Genomic DNA, 18,962 nt, shown 5'->3' with positions numbered 1-18,962 from the left:
GTCAGACCTGCCTACGCCAGCTTCGCCGTCGCCACGGCACGGCCGAAGATCTTCTTGCCGCCTGCGGTCGCGGTGAGCGCGATGGTGATCGACTTCGATTCCGGCTCAACAGATTTCACGCGGCCGTTGAACACGATCTCGGCACCCTTGCCGTCGTTGGGGACGGGGACGACGGCGGTGAAGCGCACGTTGTACTCGGTGACAGCGGCCGGGTCGCCCACCCAGGCGGTGACGTACCCGCCGCCGAGGCCCATAGTCAGCATGCCGTGGGCGATCGCGGTGTCCAGGCCGACCTGCTTGGCGATGTCGTCGTCCCAGTGGATCGGGTTGAGGTCGCCGGACACGCCGGCGTAGTTCACCAGATCGGCCCGCGTCAGCGGGATGACCCGCTCGGGAAGCTGATCGCCGACCTTGACCGAACTGAACTCACGCAGTGCCATCTGAAAAGCCACTCTCTCCGTCTTCTTCGCTCCGCCCCGCCAGGGTGGTGTAGGACTCCTGGACGACGTCGCCGTTGCCGTTGCTGACGATGTTCTTGGTGACGATGATGTCGGTGCCGTGCGCCGTGCGCACCGAATCGATCCACACGTCGATGTACAGCGTGTCGCCGGCCTGGATCGGGCGAACGAATTTCAGCGACTGATCGACCTGCACGATCTGGGCGTCGGCGATCGCGATGTCGGCGGAATCGAACATCGCCCGCTGCGCCTGGTAGCCGAACACCGAGATGAACGTCAGTGGGGCGAGCAGAGCGTCGTACCCGAGTTCGGCACTGGCCTGCTCGTCGAAGAACGCGTCGTCGTCGTTCTTGACCGCGGTCGCGTACTCGCGGATCTTCTCACGGCCGACGACGTAGTGATCGGGATGCCGATAGTGCAGCCCGACGAACTCGTCCAGGAAAGACACGGCGCAGCGGTGGTCCTAGCGGGACTCTTTGTGAGCCTGGTGCTTGCCGCAGTTCGGGCAGAACTTCTTGATCTCGAGCCGATCGGGATCGTTGCGGCGGTTCTTCTTGGTGATGTAGTTACGGTGCTTGCACACCTCGCAGGCCAAGGTGATCTTGGGCCGTACGTCGGTACTGGAGGCCACGGCAGTCGTCTCTTTCTTCTACGTCTCTTCGAGATACGTCTCGTTAGTGTCTTGTAGCGGTGGGGGGACTCGATCCCCCGACCTCACGATTATGAGTCGTGCGCTCTAACCAGCTGAGCTACACCGCCCCGGACGGACCCGCACAGCGGTCCACCGAGCCCCCTAACGGAATCGAACCGTTGACCTTTTCCTTACCATGGAAACGCTCTACCGACTGAGCTAAGGGGGCCTGCAGCACGTCACGGTGCGACGAGCCTTGAAAAGGGTACATTCTCACCGATTGCGGCGCCAAACCGCTGGTCGTGCCAGGCACGCCACGGCTGTTCAGGGCGCAGGCCGCCTACGCTGACCCGCATGGCCGAAGACGATCGTCTCTATTTCCGTCAGCTCCTGTCGGGCCGCGATTTCGCGGCCGGCGACATGATCGCCGAACAGATGCGCAATTTCGCCTATCTGATCGGCGACTCCGAGACCGGTGACGCCGTCATCGTCGACCCGGCGTACGCCGCCGGAGATCTGGTCGACGTCCTCGACGCGGACGGCATGCGGCTGGCCGGGGTGTTGGTCACCCATCACCATCCCGATCACGTCGGCGGATCGATGATGGGATTCGAGCTCAAGGGCCTGGCCGAGCTGCTGGAACGGGTCAGCGTGCCGGTTCACGTCAATACCCACGAAGCGGACTGGGTCTCCCGGATCACCGGGATCGCCCCGAGCGAGCTGACCGCGCACCACCACGGCGACACCGTCGAGGTCGGCTCGATCGCGATCGAGCTACTGCACACGCCCGGTCACACGCCCGGTAGCCAGTGCTTCCTGCTCGACGGCCGGCTGGTCGCCGGGGACACGTTGTTCCTGGAGGGCTGCGGCCGCACGGATTTCCCGGGCGGCAACGTCGACGACATGTTCCGCAGCCTGCAGGCGTTGGCCGCTCTGCCCGGTGACCCGACCGTGTTCCCCGGCCACTGGTACTCGGCGGCAAAGAGCGCGCCGCTGGATTCCGTGCGCCGCAGCAACTACGTCTACCGTGCGAGCAGTCTCGCTCAGTGGCGCACGCTGATGGGCGGCTGACAGCCCTCGTTCTGCCGATTCCGGCCCCGGTGGCATCGCGTTCTGGCAAACTTCCCTCCCGGGCGCATCCGCACATCCCGTCGGGGGCCATCGTGAAGAACATCGCGCTGTGTTTCGACAACTTCAATCCGGCCGGCAACGCCGTGGCGTTCGCCGGGATGCTGCGCCGATCCGCCGGGCAGCTCGTCTGGACTCCTGCTCACGTGCCACGAGAAGGCCGGCCGCGTCACCGCCGTGAACTCGACGCGGCGCGAGGGCACGTCGTCGCTGCCTACGACTTTCTCACCGATGCGTGGGAGCCCGGGGACCGCGTGTTCATCGTGGGTGCGGGTCGAGACGGCGTGTGCGCCCGCGCCCTGGCCCGGCTGGTCGGCACGGTGGGAGTGCTGCCCGCAGATGACGCGACGGGCTCGCTCGCCGAGCTGCGCGACTACCTGCTGAGCACCTACGCGATCTCCCGGACCGCGCGCGACGGGGCCGACTGGCAGCGCCTGCGCAGAGTCGCCGAGGAACTGCGCGGACGGGACGAGCCTCCGGCGACGGTGCGGTTCCTCGGGTTGTGGGACACCCGCGGTGTCCCGGGTGTGCCGCGTGGCGCCTGCGCCGATCCCGCGACGCACGTCGAGGCGGCTCGGCACGCGCTGGCCATCGACGCACACACGTCGGCGATCCCGTTCGGCAGCGCCGCGGATGCACACCAGCAGGTGTGGTTCCGCGGTGCGCACGGTGACATCACTCGTGCGCGACACTCGTGCGCGGCGCTCTCAGACATCGCGCTGGACTGGGTACTCGACGGTGCGGTCAGCGCCGGGGCCGAGCTCGCCGATCCCGCCGGACACCAGGCGCCCAATACGATCGACGCGCTGGCCGGAAGCCACCATCCGGTCTCGCCGCGCCGCCTGCCCGCCGGTGCAGCCGTGCATGCCAGCGTTGAGTGCTACCTGCGCGCGCACCCGGCGTACTGGCGACGGTTGCCCGCTCAGGTGGAATGGGCCGACCCCGACTGGGTGGCGCGCGGCGAGCGTCTGATGGTCTCCCCACAGACCACAGAGACGCCCGCCGCGCAGGACGCGCTCATCAGCACGTCCTGAGATCGACCGTCAGCGCCAGCCGGCGCCGATCCCGCATTCCCAGAGGCTGAGCGTGGGAATCCCGCTGGTACGCCGAGCTTTTCGGCCCTTCACCCGGTGCCTGCGGCGGTCGGGTTCGGGATCTGCCTGCTTGCGGTGTGCGCGCATCGTTCGTCCTCCTCCGTGGTAAGCGCGGCGACCCCTCGTAACCGCCGCGCTTGGACATCACGCTATGGAGGTGTGGCGGCCAGGTCTTGCGTAGTCGAGTACTTAATTGCGGAGACGCTGCGCGCCACCGATTGCGTAGTCGCGCGCTTCGCTCCTGCCCTCCGCTGTTCTTTCCCCGGTCGCTTCGCTCCTGCCCGCCGCTGCCTTTTCCCCGGTCGCTTCGCTCCTGCCCTCCGCTGTCTTTTCCCCGGTCGCTTCGCTCCTGCCCTCCGCTGTCTTTTCCCCGGTCGCTTCGCTCCTGCCCTCCGCTGTTAGGTTCGATGCGCCCTCACACCTCGCCCCAGGAGACCCGATGACCAGCACCGTGTCCTATGAGCTCGCCGATTCCGTGGCCACCATCACGCTCGACGACGGCAAGGTCAACGTCCTCGGCCCGGACATGCAGGCAGCGATCAACGAGGCACTGGACCGCGCCGAGGCAGACAAGGCCAAGGCCGTCGTGCTCGCCGGCAACTCGCGGGTGTTCAGCGGCGGTTTCGACCTCGCGGTGTTCCAATCCGGGGATCCCGCGGCGGCGCTCGGCATGCTCTCGGGCGGCTTCAAGCTCTCACTGCGCACGCTGACGTTCCCGGTCCCGGTGATCATCGCCGCGACGGGCCCCGCGATCGCGATGGGATCGTTCCTGCTGTTGTCGGCCGACCATCGCGTAGGGGCACCGAAGTCACGCTGTCAGGCGATCGAGGTCGCGATCGGCATGACCATCCCGATCTCCGCGATCGAGATCATGCGGATGCGCCTCACCCCGGCGGCCTTCGAACGCGGCACCGCACTCGCCGCGACGTTCGTCGGCGACGCCGCGATCGCGGCGGGCTGGCTCGACGAGATCGTCGAGGCCGATCAGGTGTTGGCCCGCGCGCAGCAGGTGGCCCAGGAGGCGGCGTCCACGCTGCACGCCGGCGCCCACCTGGCCACCAAGCTCAAGGCCCGCAAGCCCGCCCTCGACGCCATTCAAGCCGGAATCGACGGCCTGGCCGCCGAATTCACGCTGGGCTGAGCCATGCCCCAACTGCGATGACCCACGTGCGCGGCCGGATCTGGCGGCACGGTGAACCTCAGGACGACTTCGACTTCTCGGCGATCTCGGACTGCCTCAGCGGCGACGACACCCTCGTGTGGTGCGACATCTACGATCCCGACCACGCGATCCTGAAAGATCTTGCCGCCGAGCTTCATCTGAACTCCTGGGCCGTCGAGGACGCGCTCGCCGAATCCGAACGCACCAAAGCGGTGGTGTACCGCACGCACACGTTCTTCACCGTGTACGCGGTCACGATGGCAGAACCGGCTGCGCAGGACGACGGGGTGGCCTCGCTGCTCGAGGTCCACCGCATCTCGGGTTTCGTGCTGCCGCGCGGGCTGATCACGGTCCGCTTGTCACCGCACATCGACATCGACGAGGTGTCCCGCCGGTTCGACGAGCTCGGTGGTCAGGAGTACGGGGTCGGCTCGCTGGTGCACGGCCTACTCGACGTCGTCGTCGACGGCCACTTCGCGGCGGTGCAGGCGCTCGACGATGCGATCGAAGGACTCGAAGACGATCTGTTCGCTGACGCCACACCACCGAAAGGGCTGCAGCGCAGGACCTTTCAGCTGCGTAAGGATCTGGTCGCGCTCCGACGAGTGGTGCTGCCGATGCGGGAGGTGGTCTCGGCCATCCAGCACCGCCGGCTCGACGCGAAGACCGCACCGGAGCTCGACGCGGTGTACGCCGATCTGTACGACCACGTGCTGCGGGCCTCGGAGTGGACGGAATCGTTGCGCGACATGGTCACGACGGTCTTCGAGACGAACCTGTCGCTGCAGGACGCGCGATTGAACGTGGTGATGAAGAAGCTGACCGGATGGGCGGCGATCATCGCGGTGCCGACGGCCATCACCGGCTACTACGGACAGAACGTGGAGTACCCCGGAATTCAGACGGTCGCCGGATTCATCACGAGCACGGCGCTGATCGTGGTGATGGTCGTGATCCTCTACATCGCGTTCAAGCGCCGGGACTGGTTGTAGCTGAGTCCGGCTGCCTGGTGGACCCCGGTCAGGCGCCGGCGCCCGGGGCCCGCACCACCATGGGTACCGCGGGGAAGTACGACGCCATTTCCGAGCGTGACTTGCGCAAGGCAGCGGTGCCGTACCCGCGCCCCCGCTTCTCCGGATGAACCCAGACTCGGACGTTGACTTCGCCCCCGGAGAGTTCGCCGAAAACCATGCCGACCTTGTCGTCGCCGTCGAGCACGACGAACCACGCCGCCTCCTCGGCGCTGACCCGTCCCTGCGCCGAGCCGATCTCATTGTCGAGATCTCCTGCCGGTGCGCCGGAACCGTCGCCCGCGGCGCCGACGTCCGCCGTGCGAGCGGCGAAGATGTCTCGATCGACCTCCGACGAGAAGAGCCTCAACTCCAGGTTGTCCCCCGACGAGGCCGGGCGTTCGTTGAGCGTGAACGTCAGCTGACCGTTGAGATCGTCGAGTTCGGCTCTGATCGTGCGTCGCGACTCTCGGGTGAGCTGCTCGAACGACATGCCGATGACGGCTTCGCCCGCACGTGGTGACGCCCCGAGAAGCTGCGATATCGCCGTCACCGCGGCAGCCCGATTCTCGGCTTCGACGATGGCGTCCAAGAGTTCGTGACGGCGGTCGAGCGCAGTCAGAAGTGCGTCTGCGATCTCACGCCGTGCTGCAACCTTGTCGTGGTCAGTCATGTCACTGAGCGTAGGCGCTGTGTGGCGTTCGGCGTGTGCCCAAGGATTGCGGTCGGGGTTGGTCGACGAATCCGCGGATCAGGTCGACGGCAGGGCCCGGCGCCATTCGTTGTGAACGTCCCAGCCATCCACTACTTCGACCACGGCCAGGAGTCCCGTGGGATAGACGAGCGACACCAGCCAACGGCTCGCGCCGCCATCACAGACGGAGAACCCCGCGTTCATGAATTGCTTGAGCCACTTGATCTTCAGCTGATCGCGCCGGGAATCGAACGCCACGACGTCTTCTCCGGCTTTCAGCCGAGAGTCGAGATCCGATATCCCCAGGGCCCTCTCGACCCACCCGGAGTAGTCGGTGACGGTGCAGCGCACGCTGTCGTCGGTGAGTTCGAGCGCGCCTCGCACCGAGAACGGGTTGAAGCGGCTCTGCACCAAGTAGACCTCGGTGCGCGGTGGCGAGGACAGGGTCATGTCACCAACCGATCATCAAGGCGCAGCTGGAAAGGACGAAACGAAGGAGTTGCCGTGACGACGACCTGCGCGTGCCTACGCCACAGAGTCTACGACGCCCGCCCTCGCGTCCCCATCCGACGAGCGCGCGAACCGGGGAGACGAGGTCAGCATCTCGGGGGTAGTGGGGCCATTGCGATGACAGCGTCGGCGGTGTCGAGAACCGCATCGGAACCGTTGCACCCCAACGCTATTCCGATGGTAGCGGCGGCCAGCAGAGTCAGGCCGGCACGTCGCGCAGCGGTGACGACGGCGCGGACCGCGGTCGAACTCCTACGATGCGCGGCTGGTAGCCGTCAGCGTTGCGATCTCGTCACCGCGACGCGTGTACGTCGCGACGAAGCCGTGTCGCCGGTCGGTGACCCGGCAGGAATCCCAGTCGTCGCCCCAGCCGCGGTAGCGCATCGTGACCGCGCCGATCGTGCAGGAGAACCCGGGCACCCGGTCCCACGCCGCCGGGTAGCCCGCCGCGGTCAGCCCCGCCACCAGCCCCTGCTGGGCGGCGTCGCGCCAGTGCTCGGCGGCGACCGCCCGACCCGCGGTGAGGTTGTGTGCGAGCGTGATGTCGCCGGCGGCGAACACGTTGTGGACCGACGTGCGCATGTGCTCGTCGACCACGACGCGTCCTCCGCTCATCTCCAGCCCGGCCTGCTGCGCCAACCGGGCATCGGGCCGCACGCCCGTGGCCGCGACCACCAGATCGGCGTCGATGCATTCCCCGGAGTCGAGCATCACCCCGGTGTCGGTGACCGCGGCGACCGGGGCCACACCGGTGAAGCGCACCCCGGCATCGGAGAGCATCTTGACCACACGCTCGCCCACGTCCACGCCGAAACGGCGGGCCAGCGGCACCGGCTCGGGGGCCACGAGCACGGTGTGCAGACCGCTCGCCGACAGGCAGGCCGCCGCTTCGCAGCCGATCAGCCCCGCGCCGACCACGACCGCCGAATCGGCGTGGCGGGCCGCCATCCGCAGCGCCACCGCATCGGCGAACGACCGCAGCGGTAGCGCTTTGTCGGCGCCCGGCACCGTCAGCGGCACCGCGCGGGAGCCCGACGCGAGCACCAGGTGCCAGTAGGGATAGCGGGCGCCCCCGGCGGTGACGATCTCCTGCGCGGCGGTGTCGATGCGCTCGACCGTCACCCCGAGGACCAGATCGATGGCGTTGCGTTCGAACCAGCCGGCGCTGTGCAGGTCCAGTTCTGCCGGCTGGCCGCACAGGAACTGCTTGCTCAGCGGCGGCTTCGCGTACGGCAATGCGGGATCGGCGGAGAGGATGCGTACGGGGATGTGGCGGTGCCGGGCACGGAACGTCTCGGCGGCGCTGACGCCTGCGGGACCGCCGCCGATGGCGAGGAAACCCGGTGCCACCATGGCGCAGGAGTACCACCGCGCAGCGAACTCAACCGGTGCGCGTACGCACCGGTCAGCGTTTGGTCAGATCCGCGCGAGCATCGGCGACCGGTGTGCGAGCATCTGCCCATGGAGCCAACTGGGGATCCCGAGGCCCGCATCCGGGACCTGGAGCGGCCACTCGCCGGCCAGGCCAGTGCCAGCGAGTTGGGTGATTCGACCGTGCCGGCACCTCCCCCGAATTCGTATCCGTTCCCGACGCCGTATTACGCCATGCCGCAGCAGGTCGTCCGTAAGCGCGCGAATCCTGCGGCGTGGCTGATCCCGTTGATCGCCGGCGTACTGGTCCTCGGCGGGGTCATCGGTGTCGCCGTGTACTTCCTCGGGAACAGCGCGCTTCAGGGCCGCCCCACGGTATCCGGTGGCGGCGGCACGCTCACCGCACCCACGATCCCGTCGATCCCCTCAATCCCGTCCTTCCCCGGCCTTCCGGCAAGCCCCGGCACCGACCAGGTGGTCACGGTCGAGGCGGGTGGGTCGCTGTCGATCGGCGGCGTCGACCGCACGCAGACGGTGATCTGCAATCAGGGGATGGTCAGCATCAGCGGCATGAACAACACCATCGAGGTGCGGGGGTCGTGTGCCGAGGTGTCGGTGTCGGGCATGGAGAACAAGCTGACGGTGGAGGCCGCGGGCAGCATCACCGTGTCGGGCTTCGACAACACGGTGACCTATCGCACCGGCGACCCGAAGACCTCTCAGTCGGGTTCCGGCAACGTCATCGAGCGCGGCTGACGTCCTTCCGGCGAGCGCGCACCCGTAGTCTGAGTCGCGATGGCGCTACACCTCCATCGGGCTGATCGCACCGACCTGCTCGCCGACGGCCTGGGTGCCGTGCTGGCGACCCCACCACCCGACCCCTTCGCCGAGGACCTGGTGCTGGTGGCCGCGCGCGGCACCGAACGCTGGCTCAGCCAGCGGCTCTCCCACATTCTGGGCCGCGGCACCGGCCAGGACGGTGTGTGCGCCGGGATCACCTTCCGTCATCCGCGCTCGCTCGTCGCCGAGCTGACCGGCACCACCGACGACGATCCGTGGGCACCCGACGCCATGGTCTGGCCGCTGCTCGCCGTCATCGACAGCTCGCTCGACCAACCCTGGTGCGCCACGCTGGCCACCCATCTCGGCCATCACGAACAGGGCGAGGAGCGGGAACTGCGCCAGGGCCGTCGCTACGCCGTCGCCCGTCGGCTCGCCGGCCTGTTCGCCTCGTACGCGCGGCAGCGCCCGCAGCTGTTGACCGACTGGGCCGAGGGCCGGACCGACGCACTCGACGCCGACCTGAGCTGGCAGCCCGAGCTCTACCGCGCCCTGCTGGCCCACGTCGATGCCGATCCCCCACCGGTCCGACACGCCGAAACCCTTGCGCGATTGCGTGATTCCGGTACCGACCTCCCGAAGCGGTTGTCGCTGTTCGGCCACACCCGCTTGCCGCTCACCGAGATCGAACTGCTGCATGCCCTGAGCACGCACCACGACCTACACCTGTGGTTGCCGCATCCGAGTGACGAACTGTGGGCGGCCCTGCGGCGCAGCCACGGCCTGATTCCGCGGCGCACCGACACGTCGCATCGCGCCGTGGGACACCCGCTGCTCGCGACATTGGGCCGCGATATGCGCGAGCTGCAACGCACCCTTCCCGCCGATCCCGCGGTCGACGAATTCCTCGGTTCGGCCGCCCGCCCGCAGACGCTGCTCGGTTGGCTGCAGTCCGATATCGCCGCCAACAGCGTTCGGCCCCAAGGCCGTTGGATCGATGACGCCGACCGGTCGGTTCAGGTGCACAGCTGCCACGGTCCGGCGCGCCAGATCGACGTGCTGCGGGAGGTGCTGCTCGGTGTGCTGGCCGATGACCCCACGCTCGAGCCGCGCGACATCCTCGTCATGTGCCCCGACATCGAAACGTACGCACCGCTGATCATCGCGGGTTTCGGTCTCGGCGACCTCGATGCGGGTGGAGTGTCGGACACGCATCCCGCCCACCGGCTGCGCGTCAAATTGGCCGACCGCGCGCTGACCCAGACCAATCCCCTACTGGGCGTGGCGAGCCAGTTGCTCGCCTTGGCGGGCGGGCGGGCGACCGCCAGCGAGGTGCTCAACCTCGCCGAGGCCGCCCCGGTGCGCCTCCGATTCGGTTTCACCGACGACGATCTCGACACGATCGGAGAGTGGGTGCGGGAGGCCAACATCCGCTGGGGCTTCGATCGCGAGCACCGCCACCCCTACGGGGTGGACTTCGTGCAGAACACCTGGCGGTTCGGCATCGACCGGGTGTTGGTCGGCGTCGCGATGTCCGAGGACTCCCACGCCTGGTTGGACACCACACTCCCCCTCGACGACGTCGGAAGCAACCGGGTGGAGCTGGCCGGCCGGCTTGCCAGCTACGTCGACCTGCTTCGCGAGAGTGTCGAAAGCCTGACCGGCACACGGACATTACGCGAATGGCTGATCGCGTTGCGCAACGGTCTCGACCAGCTCACCGCCGCCTCGGACGCCGACGCGTGGCAGGGGGCGCAGGTGGACCGGGAGTTCGCCGACATCCGCTCCGACGCCGGAACGCACGCCGAGACACTGTTACGCCTCGCCGATGTCACGGCGCTACTGGACCGTCACCTCGCCGGCCGTCCGACCCGCGCCAATTTCCGCACCGGCACACTGACCGTCTGCACGATGGTGCCGATGCGCTCGGTGCCGCACCGGGTGGTGTGCCTGGTCGGTCTCGATGACGGTGTCTTCCCTCGCCAAGGGGTCACCGACGGAGACGACGCGCTGGCGCGCGACCCGGTGACCGGTGAACGGGACAGTCGCTCCGAGGATCGCCAGCTCCTGCTCGACGCGATCGGCGCGGCCACCGAGCGGCTGGTGATCACCTACACCGGCGCCAACGAATACTCGGGTCAGCGCAAGCCGCCGGCTGTGCCGCTCGTCGAGCTCCTGGACGCGCTCGACGTCACCACGCCGCACGCCGTACGCGACCACGTACACATCCGGCATCCGTTGCAGCCGTTCGATGTTCGCAACGTCACGCCCGGAGCACTGGGAACCGGTCCGGGTGAGCCGTTCACGTTCGACACCGCCGCGCTGACCGCGGCCCGTGCCGCCACGGCCCGACGGACGGTCAAGCCGCCGTTGGTCGGGGCGCCGCTGCCCGCACCACCGCTCGACGACGTCGGGCTCGACGATCTGGTGGCCTTCTTCAGGGATCCGGTCAAGGGCTTCTTCCGGGCGCTGGACTTCACGCTGCCGTGGGATGTCGACGCTGTCGAGGACGGGATGCCCGTCGAGATCGATGCGCTGGCGGAGTGGAAGATCGGCGCTCGGATGCTCGAGGACATGCAGCGCGGCATGACGCCGGCGCAGGCGCAGCAGGCCGAGTGGCGCCGCGGCTCGCTGCCGCCCGGCCGGCTCGGCTGGCGGCAAGCGCAGGAACTCGCGCAGCGGGCCGCCGCGTTGGCCGCCGCCGCTCAGCAGCACCGCACGTCAGCGCCTCAGGCGTTCGACGTCGACGTCGCCATCGACACAGCGGTCGGTGCCGGCCGCCGCGTCACGGGCACCGTGCCGCGCGTCTACGGCGGGCGACTGGTGTGGGTCACCTACTCCAAGCTCGACGGTAGGCATCTGCTGGAATCATGGATTCGGTTGGTGGCGTTGGCCGCTCGCCACCCCGGCCGGGAGTGGTCGGCGGTGTGTATCGGCCGCGCCAAACGCGGCGACACGCCGCGGCAGCGGCTGCTGGGGCCGCCCGAGGACCCCGTCGGCGTGCTGGCCGACCTCGTCGAGATGTACGACGACGGTCGTCGTGCGCCGATTCCGTTGCCGCCCAAGACGTCCTACGCGTGGGCCGAGACCGAGCATCACCGGGGCGCGCCGTCGCGGGAGGCCGGCTGGAAGTGGAAGTCCGGCAAGTATCCGGGCGAGGACGCCGAGCCGGCGCACGTCACGGTGTGGGGTGCGGGCCGTCCGCTGGTCGATCTCGTCGCCGCCGGCCTCCCGGCGTATGCGACGCGGCTGTGGTCCCCGATGCTGCGTGCGGAGAGGATGCCGGAGTAGATGGAACCGTTCGATCTGCTCGGTCCGCTGCCCGAGGCGCGCACCACGACGGTGCTCGAAGCCAGCGCGGGCACCGGAAAGACGTTCACGCTGGCCGGATTGGTGACCCGTTACGTCGCCGAGGGGGTGGCGACGCTCGATCAGATGCTGCTGATCACGTTCGGTCGGGCGGCCAGCCAGGAGCTGCGGGAGCGGGTGCGCGCTCAGATCCTCGACGCTCTGCTCGCGTTGGGCGACCCGTCCCGCGCCGGTGACAACGCGCTGCTGGCCCATCTGGTGTCGGGCCCGACCGAGGACCTCGACCTGCGTCGGCAGCGGCTGCGTGATGCGCTGGCAGGCTTCGACGCCGCGACGATCGCGACCACACACCAGTTCTGCCAGCTGGTGCTGAAGAGCCTGGGGGTGGCGGGCGACACCGATTCCGGGGTGGAACTGGTGGAGAGTCTCGAAGACGTGGTGCGCGACATCGTCGACGATCTGTACCTCGCGCATTTCGGGCAGGAGCGCGATGAGCCGCTGCTGTCCTACGACGCCGCGCTGCGCCTGGCTCGCGAGGTCGTGGCAGGCGCACACACCGAGCTCCGTCCTGCGGCTCCAGCGCCCGGCACAGATGCGGCGGTGCGGGTCGAGTTCGCGACCGCGGTGTGCGCGGAGTTGGAGACGCGCAAACGGCGGCTCGGCATCCTGCACTACGACGATCTGCTGTCGCGGCTGGCCGATGCGCTGGAGGACGACGGCTCCCCCGCGCGCGCCCGGATGCGGCGGCGCTGGTCGATCGTCATGGTCGACGAGTTCCAGGACACCGATCCCGTGCAGTGGCAGGTCATCGACCGGGCGTTCAGCGGGCACTCCACGGTGATCCTGATCGGCGATCCGAAGCAGGCGATCTACGCCTTCCGCGGCGGTGACATCGTCACGTATCTGCACGCCGCATCCAGCGCGGGCCGACAACGCACGCTGGGCACCAACTTTCGCAGCGACGGCCCACTGGTGGCGAGCTTGCAGGCGGTGATGCGCGACGCCCAACTCGGGGATCCGCGCATCGTGGTGCGACCGGTGGACGCCGCGCACCCCGAGCATCGCCTCGCCGGTGCACCGCACGATGCACCGTTCCGGCTCCGGGTCGTCACCCGCGAGCAGCTGCGGGTCCGGCCCGACAAGACGATCCCGATCGACCGGCTGCGCGAGCACATCCCGAGGGACATGGCCGCCGACATCGCAGCGCTGCTCGCCGCAGGCGCGACCTACTGCGGAGACCCGCTCCTGCCGGGCCACATCGCGGTGATCGTCGAGAGCCACCGCGACGGCCGCGCCTGCTTCGAGGCGCTGAACTCCGCGAACATCCCCGCGGTCTACACCGGTGACTCCGATGTGTTCGCCTCACCCGCGGCCGACGACTGGCTGTGTCTGCTGGAAGCGTTCGACCAGCCCCACCGCTCGGGTCTGGTGCGGGCCGCGGCCACCACGATGTTCTTCGGAGAGACCGCCGAAACCCTTGTTGCCGAGGGTGATCGGCTGACCGACCGGATCACCGAGACATTGCGCGGCTGGGCTGATCACGCGCGCGAGCGTGGCGCGGCGGCGGTGTTCGAAGCGGCTCAGCGCTCGGGCATGAGCACGCGGGTGCTGTCGTGGGTCGACGGCGAACGACACATGACGGATCTGGCCCACCTGACGCAACTGCTGCAGGAGACCGCACACCGGGAGCACTTCAGCCTTCCGGCGCTGCGGGACTGGCTGCGCGCACAGCGCGACGAGCGTGGCGGCGCGGCCGAACGCAGCCGCCGCTTGGACAGCGACGCTGCCGCCGTGCAGATCATGACCGTGTGGGTGAGCAAGGGGCTGCAATTCCCCGTCGTGTATCTGCCGTTTGCGTTCAACCGCAACATCCAGACCCGCGACGTGGTGCTCTATCACGAGGGTGACACCCGCTGTCTGCACATCGGCGGTGAGCTCAGTCCCGATCACGACGCGGTGCAACGTCAGGGCCGCCGGGAGGCGGCGGGCGACGACGTCCGGCTCACCTATGTCGCGATGACCCGTGCGCAGTCCCAGATCGTCGCGTGGTGGGCGCCGTCTGCCGATGAACCCAACGGCGGCCTTTCGCGGCTGCTGCGCGGGCGCAGGCCCGGCGAGGCGGCGGTGCCCGATCGCTGCGACCCACCCCGTATCGACGACCCCGACGCCATGGCCGCGCTGCGCGCCTGGGCCGACGCCGGTGGACCGGTTCTCGAGGAGTCCGTTGTCGCCGCGCCGGTACCCGTCGAAACACACTCTGTGCCTGACGGTTTGGATGTACGCCACTTTCACCGCCGCATCGACACGTTGTGGCGCCGGACGTCCTACTCGGGGCTGATCCGTGCGGCCGAGGAGACGCCAGGGGTGTCGAGCGAGCCGGAGGTGACCGAACTCGACGACGAAGTGGCCGACGTCGCAGTGTCGGATGTCGCAGTGTCGGATGTCGCCGTGTCCGATGTCGAAGTGTCCGAGTCGGTCACCGCCGCTGGCGACGTGCGCTCGCCGATGGCGGATCTGCCGACCGGCGCCACGTTCGGCACGCTGGTGCATGCGGCGCTCGAGACGGCTGACCCGTTCGCGGCCGACCTGGGGGCCGAGCTCGAGACCCAGATCCGCCGCCACGCTCTGTGGTGGCCGGTCGACGTGGCCCCCGCCGATCTGGCCGCGGCGCTGATCCCGTTGCACGACACCCCGCTGGGACCGCTGGCCCCTGGCGCCACCTTGCGGGCGATCAGGCTGCGAGACCGATTGCGCGAGATGGATTTCGAAATTCCTCTCGCCGGGGGCGACATTCGCTCGGCCGCGCGAGCGCTCACCCTCGCCGATGTCGGCGCACTACTGCAGACGCATCTGCCGCCCGATGATCCGCTGGCGAGCTACGCCCGTCGACTCTCCGACGGCGCGCTGGGCGCCCAGCCGCTCAAGGGCTACCTCACCGGGTCGGTGGATGCGGTGCTGCGGCTCGGCGACCGCTACCTGGTGGTGGACTACAAGACGAACTGGCTGGGCGAACCCGGAGGTGAGCTCAGCGCCGCCGACTACGGGCACCCCCGGCTGGTCGAGGCGATGCTGCACTCCGACTACCCGCTGCAGGCGCTGCTGTACTGCGTTGTGCTGCACAGGTTCCTGCGTTGGCGGCTCTCCGACTACACACCGCAGCGCCACCTCGGCGGCGTGCTCTACCTGTTCGTGCGCGGAATGTGCGGACCGGACACGCCCGTGGTGGACGGACATCCGGCCGGGGTGTTCAGCTGGCAGCCGCCGGCGGATCTGATCGTGGCGGTGTCGGATCTGCTGGCCGGAGCGGGGACACTGGTGCGATGACGGATTCCCAGGACTCCCGCGTCGCGGTCTATTTCGACTTCGACAACATCGTGATCAGCCGCTACGACCAGGTCAACGGCCGCAATTCGTATCAGCGCGACCGGGCACGCGACGACGGCACCGGCGAGTTCGCCGAGAAGCTCACCCGCGCCACCGTCGACGTCGGCGCCATCGTCGACTTCGCGTCGTCGTTCGGCACGCTCGTGCTCACTCGCGCCTACGCCGACTGGTCGGCCGATGTCAACGCGAACTACCGCGGTCAATTGGTGGGTCGCGCCGTCGATCTGGTGCAGCTGTTTCCGGCCGCGGCGTACGGCAAGAACGGGGCCGACATACGTCTGGCCGTGGACGCGGTCGAGGACATGTTCCGACTCCCCGACCTGACCCACGTCGTGATCGTCGGCGGCGACTCCGATTACATCGCGCTGGCGCAACGCTGCAAACGGCTGGGCCGCTACGTCGTCGGCATCGGGGTCGCCGGCTCGTCCAGCCGCTCTCTGGCGGCGGCGTGCGACGAGTTCGTCACCTACGACGCACTGCCCGGCGTTCCGGTGTTCGAACCCGACAAGTCCCGCGACGGGTCCCCGGCCGGCGCGACACCGAAGAAGCGCGGCCGCAGGACCAAGGCCCCGGACACCGCGCCGGACGACACCGACGACGACACCGAGGACGAGCCCGACCCGCTGGACGCGGCGACGGCGTTGCTCACCCGGGCGTTGCGCATCGGGCTGGAGAAGGACGACGTGGACTGGCTGTACAACTCGGCGGTCAAGGCCCAGATGAAGCGGATGGACCCGTCGTTCTCCGAGAAGTCGCTCGGTTACAAGTCGTTCAGCGAATTCCTGCGCTCGCATGACGACCTGGTCGAACTCGACGAGAGTTCGACGGCGCGCCGGGTCCGGTTGCGCGGGGAGTCACCGTGACCGCGCCGACGCTCGACGCGTTCGCCGAGGTGCTCGAGCCCGCTGATGTTCATGTGGCGCAACGCCTCTCCGCGCTGACCGGCGAGTCGGATCCGACCGTCGCGCTGGCCGTGGCGTTCACGGTGCGGGCCGTGCGGGCGGGGTCGGTGTGTGTCGATCTGAGATCGGTGGCCGAGCAGACGGGCCAACCCGAACTCCCCTGGCCCACAACGCCGGAATGGCTGCGGGCCGTGAAGGCCAGCCCACTGGTGGACAAGCAGGTGGTGCACGTGCTGTCCGATTCCAGGACCGACCTGCTCTACCTCGATCGGTACTGGCGCGAGGAGCAACAGGTCCGCGACGACGTGCTCGCGCTGCTGGCCTCACCGCAGTCCGGCGCCGCGCCGGGACTCGAGCGTCTGTTCCCGTCCGGCTGGGAGGAGCAGCGATGCGCCGCGGAAGTGGCTCTGGCGCAATCGCTGACGGTGCTGACCGGTGGGCCGGGAACCGGCAAGACCACGACGGTGGCCCGGTTGCTGGCACTGTTGGCCGAGCAAGCCGCACTCGAGGGGCGGCCGCAGCTGCGTATCGCGCTCGCGGCACCCACGGGGAAGGCGGCGGCGCGCCTGCTCGAGGCGGTGCGTTCAGAGCTCTCGGCTCTGGATGCGTCCGACCGCGACCGGCTGCCTGCCCTGACGGCGTCGACGCTGCACCGACTGCTGCGGCCGCGACCCGACAGCGCCTCGCGGTTTCGGCATCACCGGGAGAACCGGTTGCCTCACGACGTGATCGTCGTCGACGAGACGTCGATGGTGTCGCTGACGCTGATGGCGCGCCTTCTGGAGGCGGTGCGTCCCGACAGCCGCCTGGTACTCGCCGGGGACCCGGATCAGCTCGCCTCGGTGGAGGCGGGTGCGGTGCTCGCCGATCTGGTCGACGGTCTCGGTGCGCGCACCGACGTGCGGATCGCGGCGCTGCACACGTCGCACCGATTCGGTGTCCGCATCGGAGCGCTGGCGGCGGCGATCCGCGACGGCGACGCCGACGGCGTGCTGGAGGTGCTGCGCGACGGCGGTGAGCACGTGGAGTGGATCGATCACGAGGAGCCGGGTGATCAGCTGCGGCCGGTCCTGCTTCCCCCGGCACTGCGGCTGCGCGAGGCGGCGATCCTCGGTGATGCGCGGGCTGCGCTCCAGACGCTCGACGAGCATCGCCTGCTGTGCGCTCACCGCCGCGGACCGTTCGGCATCGCGCACTGGAACCGTCAGGTCGAGCGGTGGCTGACCGACGCGACCGGTGAGCCGATCTGGGCGGATTGGTATGCCGGGCGGCCGGTCCTGGTGACCGCCAACGACTACGGCCGCAAGCTCTACAACGGCGACACCGGCGTCGCGATCATGCGCGGAGACGGCTTGCGCGTGGTGATCGGCGAGCAGGAGTTCGCCGCCGGCCGCCTCGCCGAGGTCGACACCATGCACGCGATGACGATCCACAAGAGCCAGGGCAGCCAGGCCGACGAGGTCACGGTGATGCTGCCGCCGCAGGAGTCGCGGCTGCTGACCCGCGAGCTGTTCTACACCGCCGTGACGCGGGCCAAGAAGCGGGTGCGGGTGGTGGGCACCGAGGCGTCGGTGCGCGCCGCGGTCGGCCGGCGCGCTGCGCGCGCATCGGGCCTCGCCCGCCGCCTCGCCTGACGTTCGGCGAGCGCGGCGTTTGCACGCCGCCGCGCCGCCACGACCGTGCATCGGCGCGCGCTCGCACCCCGCCAGCGCGCGCTTTCTGCCACCAACCGGGCAATTTCTGCCAGGTGAAATGAACCCCGCCTCACAGCCGTTTGACAGGTCAGATCACCAAGATCACCACAAACGAAGAAGGCCGGAAATGAAGAAGTTCACCGTCACCACAGCCGCCGTAGCCGCGCTCACTGCCGGCATCCTCGGACTGGCCTCGCCCGCGCAGGCCGCTCCGACCGGTGGCAACGCCGCCGACACCATCAGTTCGTTGGAGGCTCAGGGGCTTCGGGTCGTCGTGACCCGCCAATCCAGCACACCGCTGGACAAGGCGTCGGTCGTGTCCGTCACCCGCGGTCCCGCCATCCCGCAGAGCGTGCCGTTCGCCACCTCTCAGGGCGACAACAGCCGCACGGTCCGCAGCCAGACCGTCTACGTCACGGTCAAGTAGTGCGAATCAGAAAGGGGCGCCTCTCGAACCAGAGGCGCCCCTTTCTCGTGTAGAGGGTGGCACGAATCCGCAATGCACGAACCACCTGAAAAGAGCACTCTGATGATCCGACCTTCTTTCTTGGCCGCCGGGACCGCTGCAGTCGCAGCGGCACTGAGCCTCGCCGCACCAGCCGTCGCCGCACCGACCGGAGCAGGCCACGCTGACACCGCAATCACAGCACTCGAGGGCCAAGGCAACCGCGTGATCGTCACCCGCCTGTCGAACGCACCCCTCGACGAGGCGTCGATCGTGTCGATCACCCACGGCCCCGTCGTGCGCCAAGGCGTTCCGTTCGCGACGTCGCAGGGCGACAACTTCCGCTCGATCGCCAACCAGACCGTCTACGTCACCGTCAGGTGATCGGCC

The 18,962-nt window shown here is 68.9% G+C and carries 18 protein-coding genes and 2 tRNA genes; 11 read left to right on the top strand and 9 right to left on the bottom strand.

Translation table 11 applies throughout. The features are described from left to right. Window positions 1-11: 11 nt before the first annotated feature. The 5 genes from hadB to ACZY1G_RS09880 all read right to left on the bottom strand — a co-directional run bounded on the left by hadB (window position 12) and on the right by ACZY1G_RS09880 (window position 1,318). Window positions 12-440, bottom strand: a complete 429-nt coding sequence (gene hadB / locus ACZY1G_RS09900) for a (3R)-hydroxyacyl-ACP dehydratase subunit HadB (RefSeq protein WP_463814113.1) — start codon at window positions 438-440, stop codon at window positions 12-14. Further along, complete coding sequence (gene hadA / locus ACZY1G_RS09895) at window positions 427-906, bottom strand: (3R)-hydroxyacyl-ACP dehydratase subunit HadA (RefSeq protein ID WP_463814112.1); 480 nt, start codon at window positions 904-906, stop codon at window positions 427-429. Before hadA ends, hadB begins: the two co-directional genes overlap by 14 nt. 15 nt (window positions 907-921) lie before the next feature. Next, entirely contained in the window at window positions 922-1,089 is a 168-nt protein-coding gene (rpmG, locus tag ACZY1G_RS09890; protein WP_003929651.1) for a 50S ribosomal protein L33, read from the bottom strand. Between the two features lie 54 nt (window positions 1,090-1,143). After that, window positions 1,144-1,217 (bottom strand) — tRNA-Met (locus tag ACZY1G_RS09885). A gap of 28 nt (window positions 1,218-1,245) precedes the next feature. Then, a tRNA-Thr gene (locus tag ACZY1G_RS09880) sits at window positions 1,246-1,318 on the bottom strand. A gap of 125 nt (window positions 1,319-1,443) precedes the next feature. On the opposite strand from ACZY1G_RS09880, the gene ACZY1G_RS09875 reads away from it, so the two are divergent. After that, window positions 1,444-2,160, top strand: a complete 717-nt coding sequence (locus tag ACZY1G_RS09875; RefSeq protein ID WP_463814111.1) for an MBL fold metallo-hydrolase — start codon at window positions 1,444-1,446, stop codon at window positions 2,158-2,160. Between the two features lie 29 nt (window positions 2,161-2,189). Continuing rightward, window positions 2,190-3,251 carry a phospholipase effector Tle1 domain-containing protein gene (locus tag ACZY1G_RS09870; RefSeq protein ID WP_463822302.1) on the top strand — a complete coding sequence of 354 codons (1,062 nt, stop codon included), beginning with the start codon at window positions 2,190-2,192 and terminating at the stop codon, window positions 3,249-3,251. A gap of 9 nt (window positions 3,252-3,260) precedes the next feature. Here ACZY1G_RS09870 and ACZY1G_RS09865 read toward each other — a convergent pair whose 3' ends face one another. Next, window positions 3,261-3,398, bottom strand: a complete 138-nt coding sequence (locus ACZY1G_RS09865; protein WP_463814109.1) for a hypothetical protein — start codon at window positions 3,396-3,398, stop codon at window positions 3,261-3,263. Window positions 3,399-3,750: 352 nt separating this feature from the next. Between ACZY1G_RS09865 and ACZY1G_RS09860 the strand changes: the two genes are divergently transcribed. After that, window positions 3,751-4,452: a crotonase/enoyl-CoA hydratase family protein gene (locus ACZY1G_RS09860; RefSeq protein ID WP_463814108.1), complete on the top strand. Its 702-nt coding sequence runs from the start codon at window positions 3,751-3,753 to the stop codon at window positions 4,450-4,452. A 17-nt stretch (window positions 4,453-4,469) separates the two neighbouring features. Further along, a complete protein-coding gene (locus tag ACZY1G_RS09855; RefSeq protein WP_463822301.1) occupies window positions 4,470-5,465 on the top strand; it encodes a magnesium transporter CorA family protein in 996 nt (331 codons plus the stop codon). A gap of 28 nt (window positions 5,466-5,493) precedes the next feature. Here the strand turns inward: ACZY1G_RS09855 and ACZY1G_RS09850 are convergent, their stop codons facing one another. The 3 genes from ACZY1G_RS09850 to ACZY1G_RS09840 all read right to left on the bottom strand — a co-directional run bounded on the left by ACZY1G_RS09850 (window position 5,494) and on the right by ACZY1G_RS09840 (window position 8,040). Then, window positions 5,494-6,156, bottom strand: a complete 663-nt coding sequence (locus ACZY1G_RS09850; RefSeq protein WP_463822300.1) for a GNAT family N-acetyltransferase — start codon at window positions 6,154-6,156, stop codon at window positions 5,494-5,496. Between the two features lie 78 nt (window positions 6,157-6,234). After that, window positions 6,235-6,627 (bottom strand): hypothetical protein, encoded by a 393-nt coding sequence (locus tag ACZY1G_RS09845; RefSeq protein ID WP_463814105.1) that lies wholly within the window; start codon window positions 6,625-6,627, stop codon window positions 6,235-6,237. 312 nt (window positions 6,628-6,939) lie between these two features. Beyond that, on the bottom strand, window positions 6,940-8,040 hold the full coding sequence (locus tag ACZY1G_RS09840; RefSeq protein ID WP_463822299.1) for an NAD(P)/FAD-dependent oxidoreductase: 1,101 nt from the start codon (window positions 8,038-8,040) through the stop codon (window positions 6,940-6,942). Between the two features lie 108 nt (window positions 8,041-8,148). Here ACZY1G_RS09840 and ACZY1G_RS09835 point away from each other — a divergent pair, with 108 nt between their 5' ends. The 7 genes from ACZY1G_RS09835 to ACZY1G_RS09805 all read left to right on the top strand — a co-directional run bounded on the left by ACZY1G_RS09835 (window position 8,149) and on the right by ACZY1G_RS09805 (window position 18,956). Then, the gene (locus ACZY1G_RS09835) at window positions 8,149-8,814 is read left to right on the top strand and encodes a DUF3060 domain-containing protein (protein ID WP_463814103.1); all 666 of its coding nucleotides are present in this window, start codon (window positions 8,149-8,151) and stop codon (window positions 8,812-8,814) included. Window positions 8,815-8,853: 39 nt separating this feature from the next. Continuing rightward, a complete protein-coding gene (gene recC / locus ACZY1G_RS09830; protein ID WP_463822298.1) occupies window positions 8,854-12,129 on the top strand; it encodes an exodeoxyribonuclease V subunit gamma in 3,276 nt (1,091 codons plus the stop codon). Beyond that, entirely contained in the window at window positions 12,130-15,471 is a 3,342-nt protein-coding gene (recB, locus tag ACZY1G_RS09825; RefSeq protein ID WP_463822297.1) for an exodeoxyribonuclease V subunit beta, read from the top strand. After that, complete coding sequence (locus tag ACZY1G_RS09820) at window positions 15,468-16,394, top strand: NYN domain-containing protein (protein ID WP_463822296.1); 927 nt, start codon at window positions 15,468-15,470, stop codon at window positions 16,392-16,394. The genes recB and ACZY1G_RS09820 overlap by 4 nt, the downstream gene beginning before the upstream one ends. Further along, complete coding sequence (recD, locus tag ACZY1G_RS09815) at window positions 16,391-18,067, top strand: exodeoxyribonuclease V subunit alpha (RefSeq protein ID WP_463822295.1); 1,677 nt, start codon at window positions 16,391-16,393, stop codon at window positions 18,065-18,067. The genes ACZY1G_RS09820 and recD overlap by 4 nt, the downstream gene beginning before the upstream one ends. Window positions 18,068-18,254: 187 nt before the next feature. Further along, window positions 18,255-18,554, top strand: coding sequence for a hypothetical protein (locus ACZY1G_RS09810; protein ID WP_463822294.1), 300 nt, complete (start codon window positions 18,255-18,257; stop codon window positions 18,552-18,554). Window positions 18,555-18,656: 102 nt separating this feature from the next. Continuing rightward, a complete protein-coding gene (locus tag ACZY1G_RS09805; protein ID WP_463814097.1) occupies window positions 18,657-18,956 on the top strand; it encodes a hypothetical protein in 300 nt (99 codons plus the stop codon). Window positions 18,957-18,962 lie beyond the last annotated feature (6 nt).

The organism is Mycobacterium sp. IDUB_5 (genome assembly GCF_055419565.1).
The sequence above is the reverse complement of the archived record's forward strand: the minus strand, read 5'-3'. Positions and strand labels throughout refer to the sequence as shown.

What these genes read in the sequence shown, in the direction of transcription:
- ACZY1G_RS09845 (WP_463814105.1), bottom strand. Translation starts at nt 6,627, where the DNA reads ATGACCCTGTCCTCGCCACCGCGCACCGAGGTCTACTTGGTGCAGAGC.
- recB (WP_463822297.1), top strand. Translation starts at nt 12,130, where the DNA reads ATGGAACCGTTCGATCTGCTCGGTCCGCTGCCCGAGGCGCGCACCACG.
- hadB (WP_463814113.1), bottom strand. Translation starts at nt 440, where the DNA reads ATGGCACTGCGTGAGTTCAGTTCGGTCAAGGTCGGCGATCAGCTTCCC.
- ACZY1G_RS09875 (WP_463814111.1), top strand. Translation starts at nt 1,444, where the DNA reads ATGGCCGAAGACGATCGTCTCTATTTCCGTCAGCTCCTGTCGGGCCGC.
- ACZY1G_RS09805 (WP_463814097.1), top strand. Translation starts at nt 18,657, where the DNA reads ATGATCCGACCTTCTTTCTTGGCCGCCGGGACCGCTGCAGTCGCAGCG.
- ACZY1G_RS09835 (WP_463814103.1), top strand. Translation starts at nt 8,149, where the DNA reads ATGGAGCCAACTGGGGATCCCGAGGCCCGCATCCGGGACCTGGAGCGG.
- ACZY1G_RS09850 (WP_463822300.1), bottom strand. Translation starts at nt 6,156, where the DNA reads ATGACTGACCACGACAAGGTTGCAGCACGGCGTGAGATCGCAGACGCA.
- ACZY1G_RS09865 (WP_463814109.1), bottom strand. Translation starts at nt 3,398, where the DNA reads ATGCGCGCACACCGCAAGCAGGCAGATCCCGAACCCGACCGCCGCAGG.
- ACZY1G_RS09820 (WP_463822296.1), top strand. Translation starts at nt 15,468, where the DNA reads ATGACGGATTCCCAGGACTCCCGCGTCGCGGTCTATTTCGACTTCGAC.
- ACZY1G_RS09855 (WP_463822301.1), top strand. Translation starts at nt 4,470, where the DNA reads ATGACCCACGTGCGCGGCCGGATCTGGCGGCACGGTGAACCTCAGGAC.
- ACZY1G_RS09860 (WP_463814108.1), top strand. Translation starts at nt 3,751, where the DNA reads ATGACCAGCACCGTGTCCTATGAGCTCGCCGATTCCGTGGCCACCATC.
- ACZY1G_RS09810 (WP_463822294.1), top strand. Translation starts at nt 18,255, where the DNA reads ATGAAGAAGTTCACCGTCACCACAGCCGCCGTAGCCGCGCTCACTGCC.
- ACZY1G_RS09840 (WP_463822299.1), bottom strand. Translation starts at nt 8,040, where the DNA reads ATGGTGGCACCGGGTTTCCTCGCCATCGGCGGCGGTCCCGCAGGCGTC.
- recC (WP_463822298.1), top strand. Translation starts at nt 8,854, where the DNA reads ATGGCGCTACACCTCCATCGGGCTGATCGCACCGACCTGCTCGCCGAC.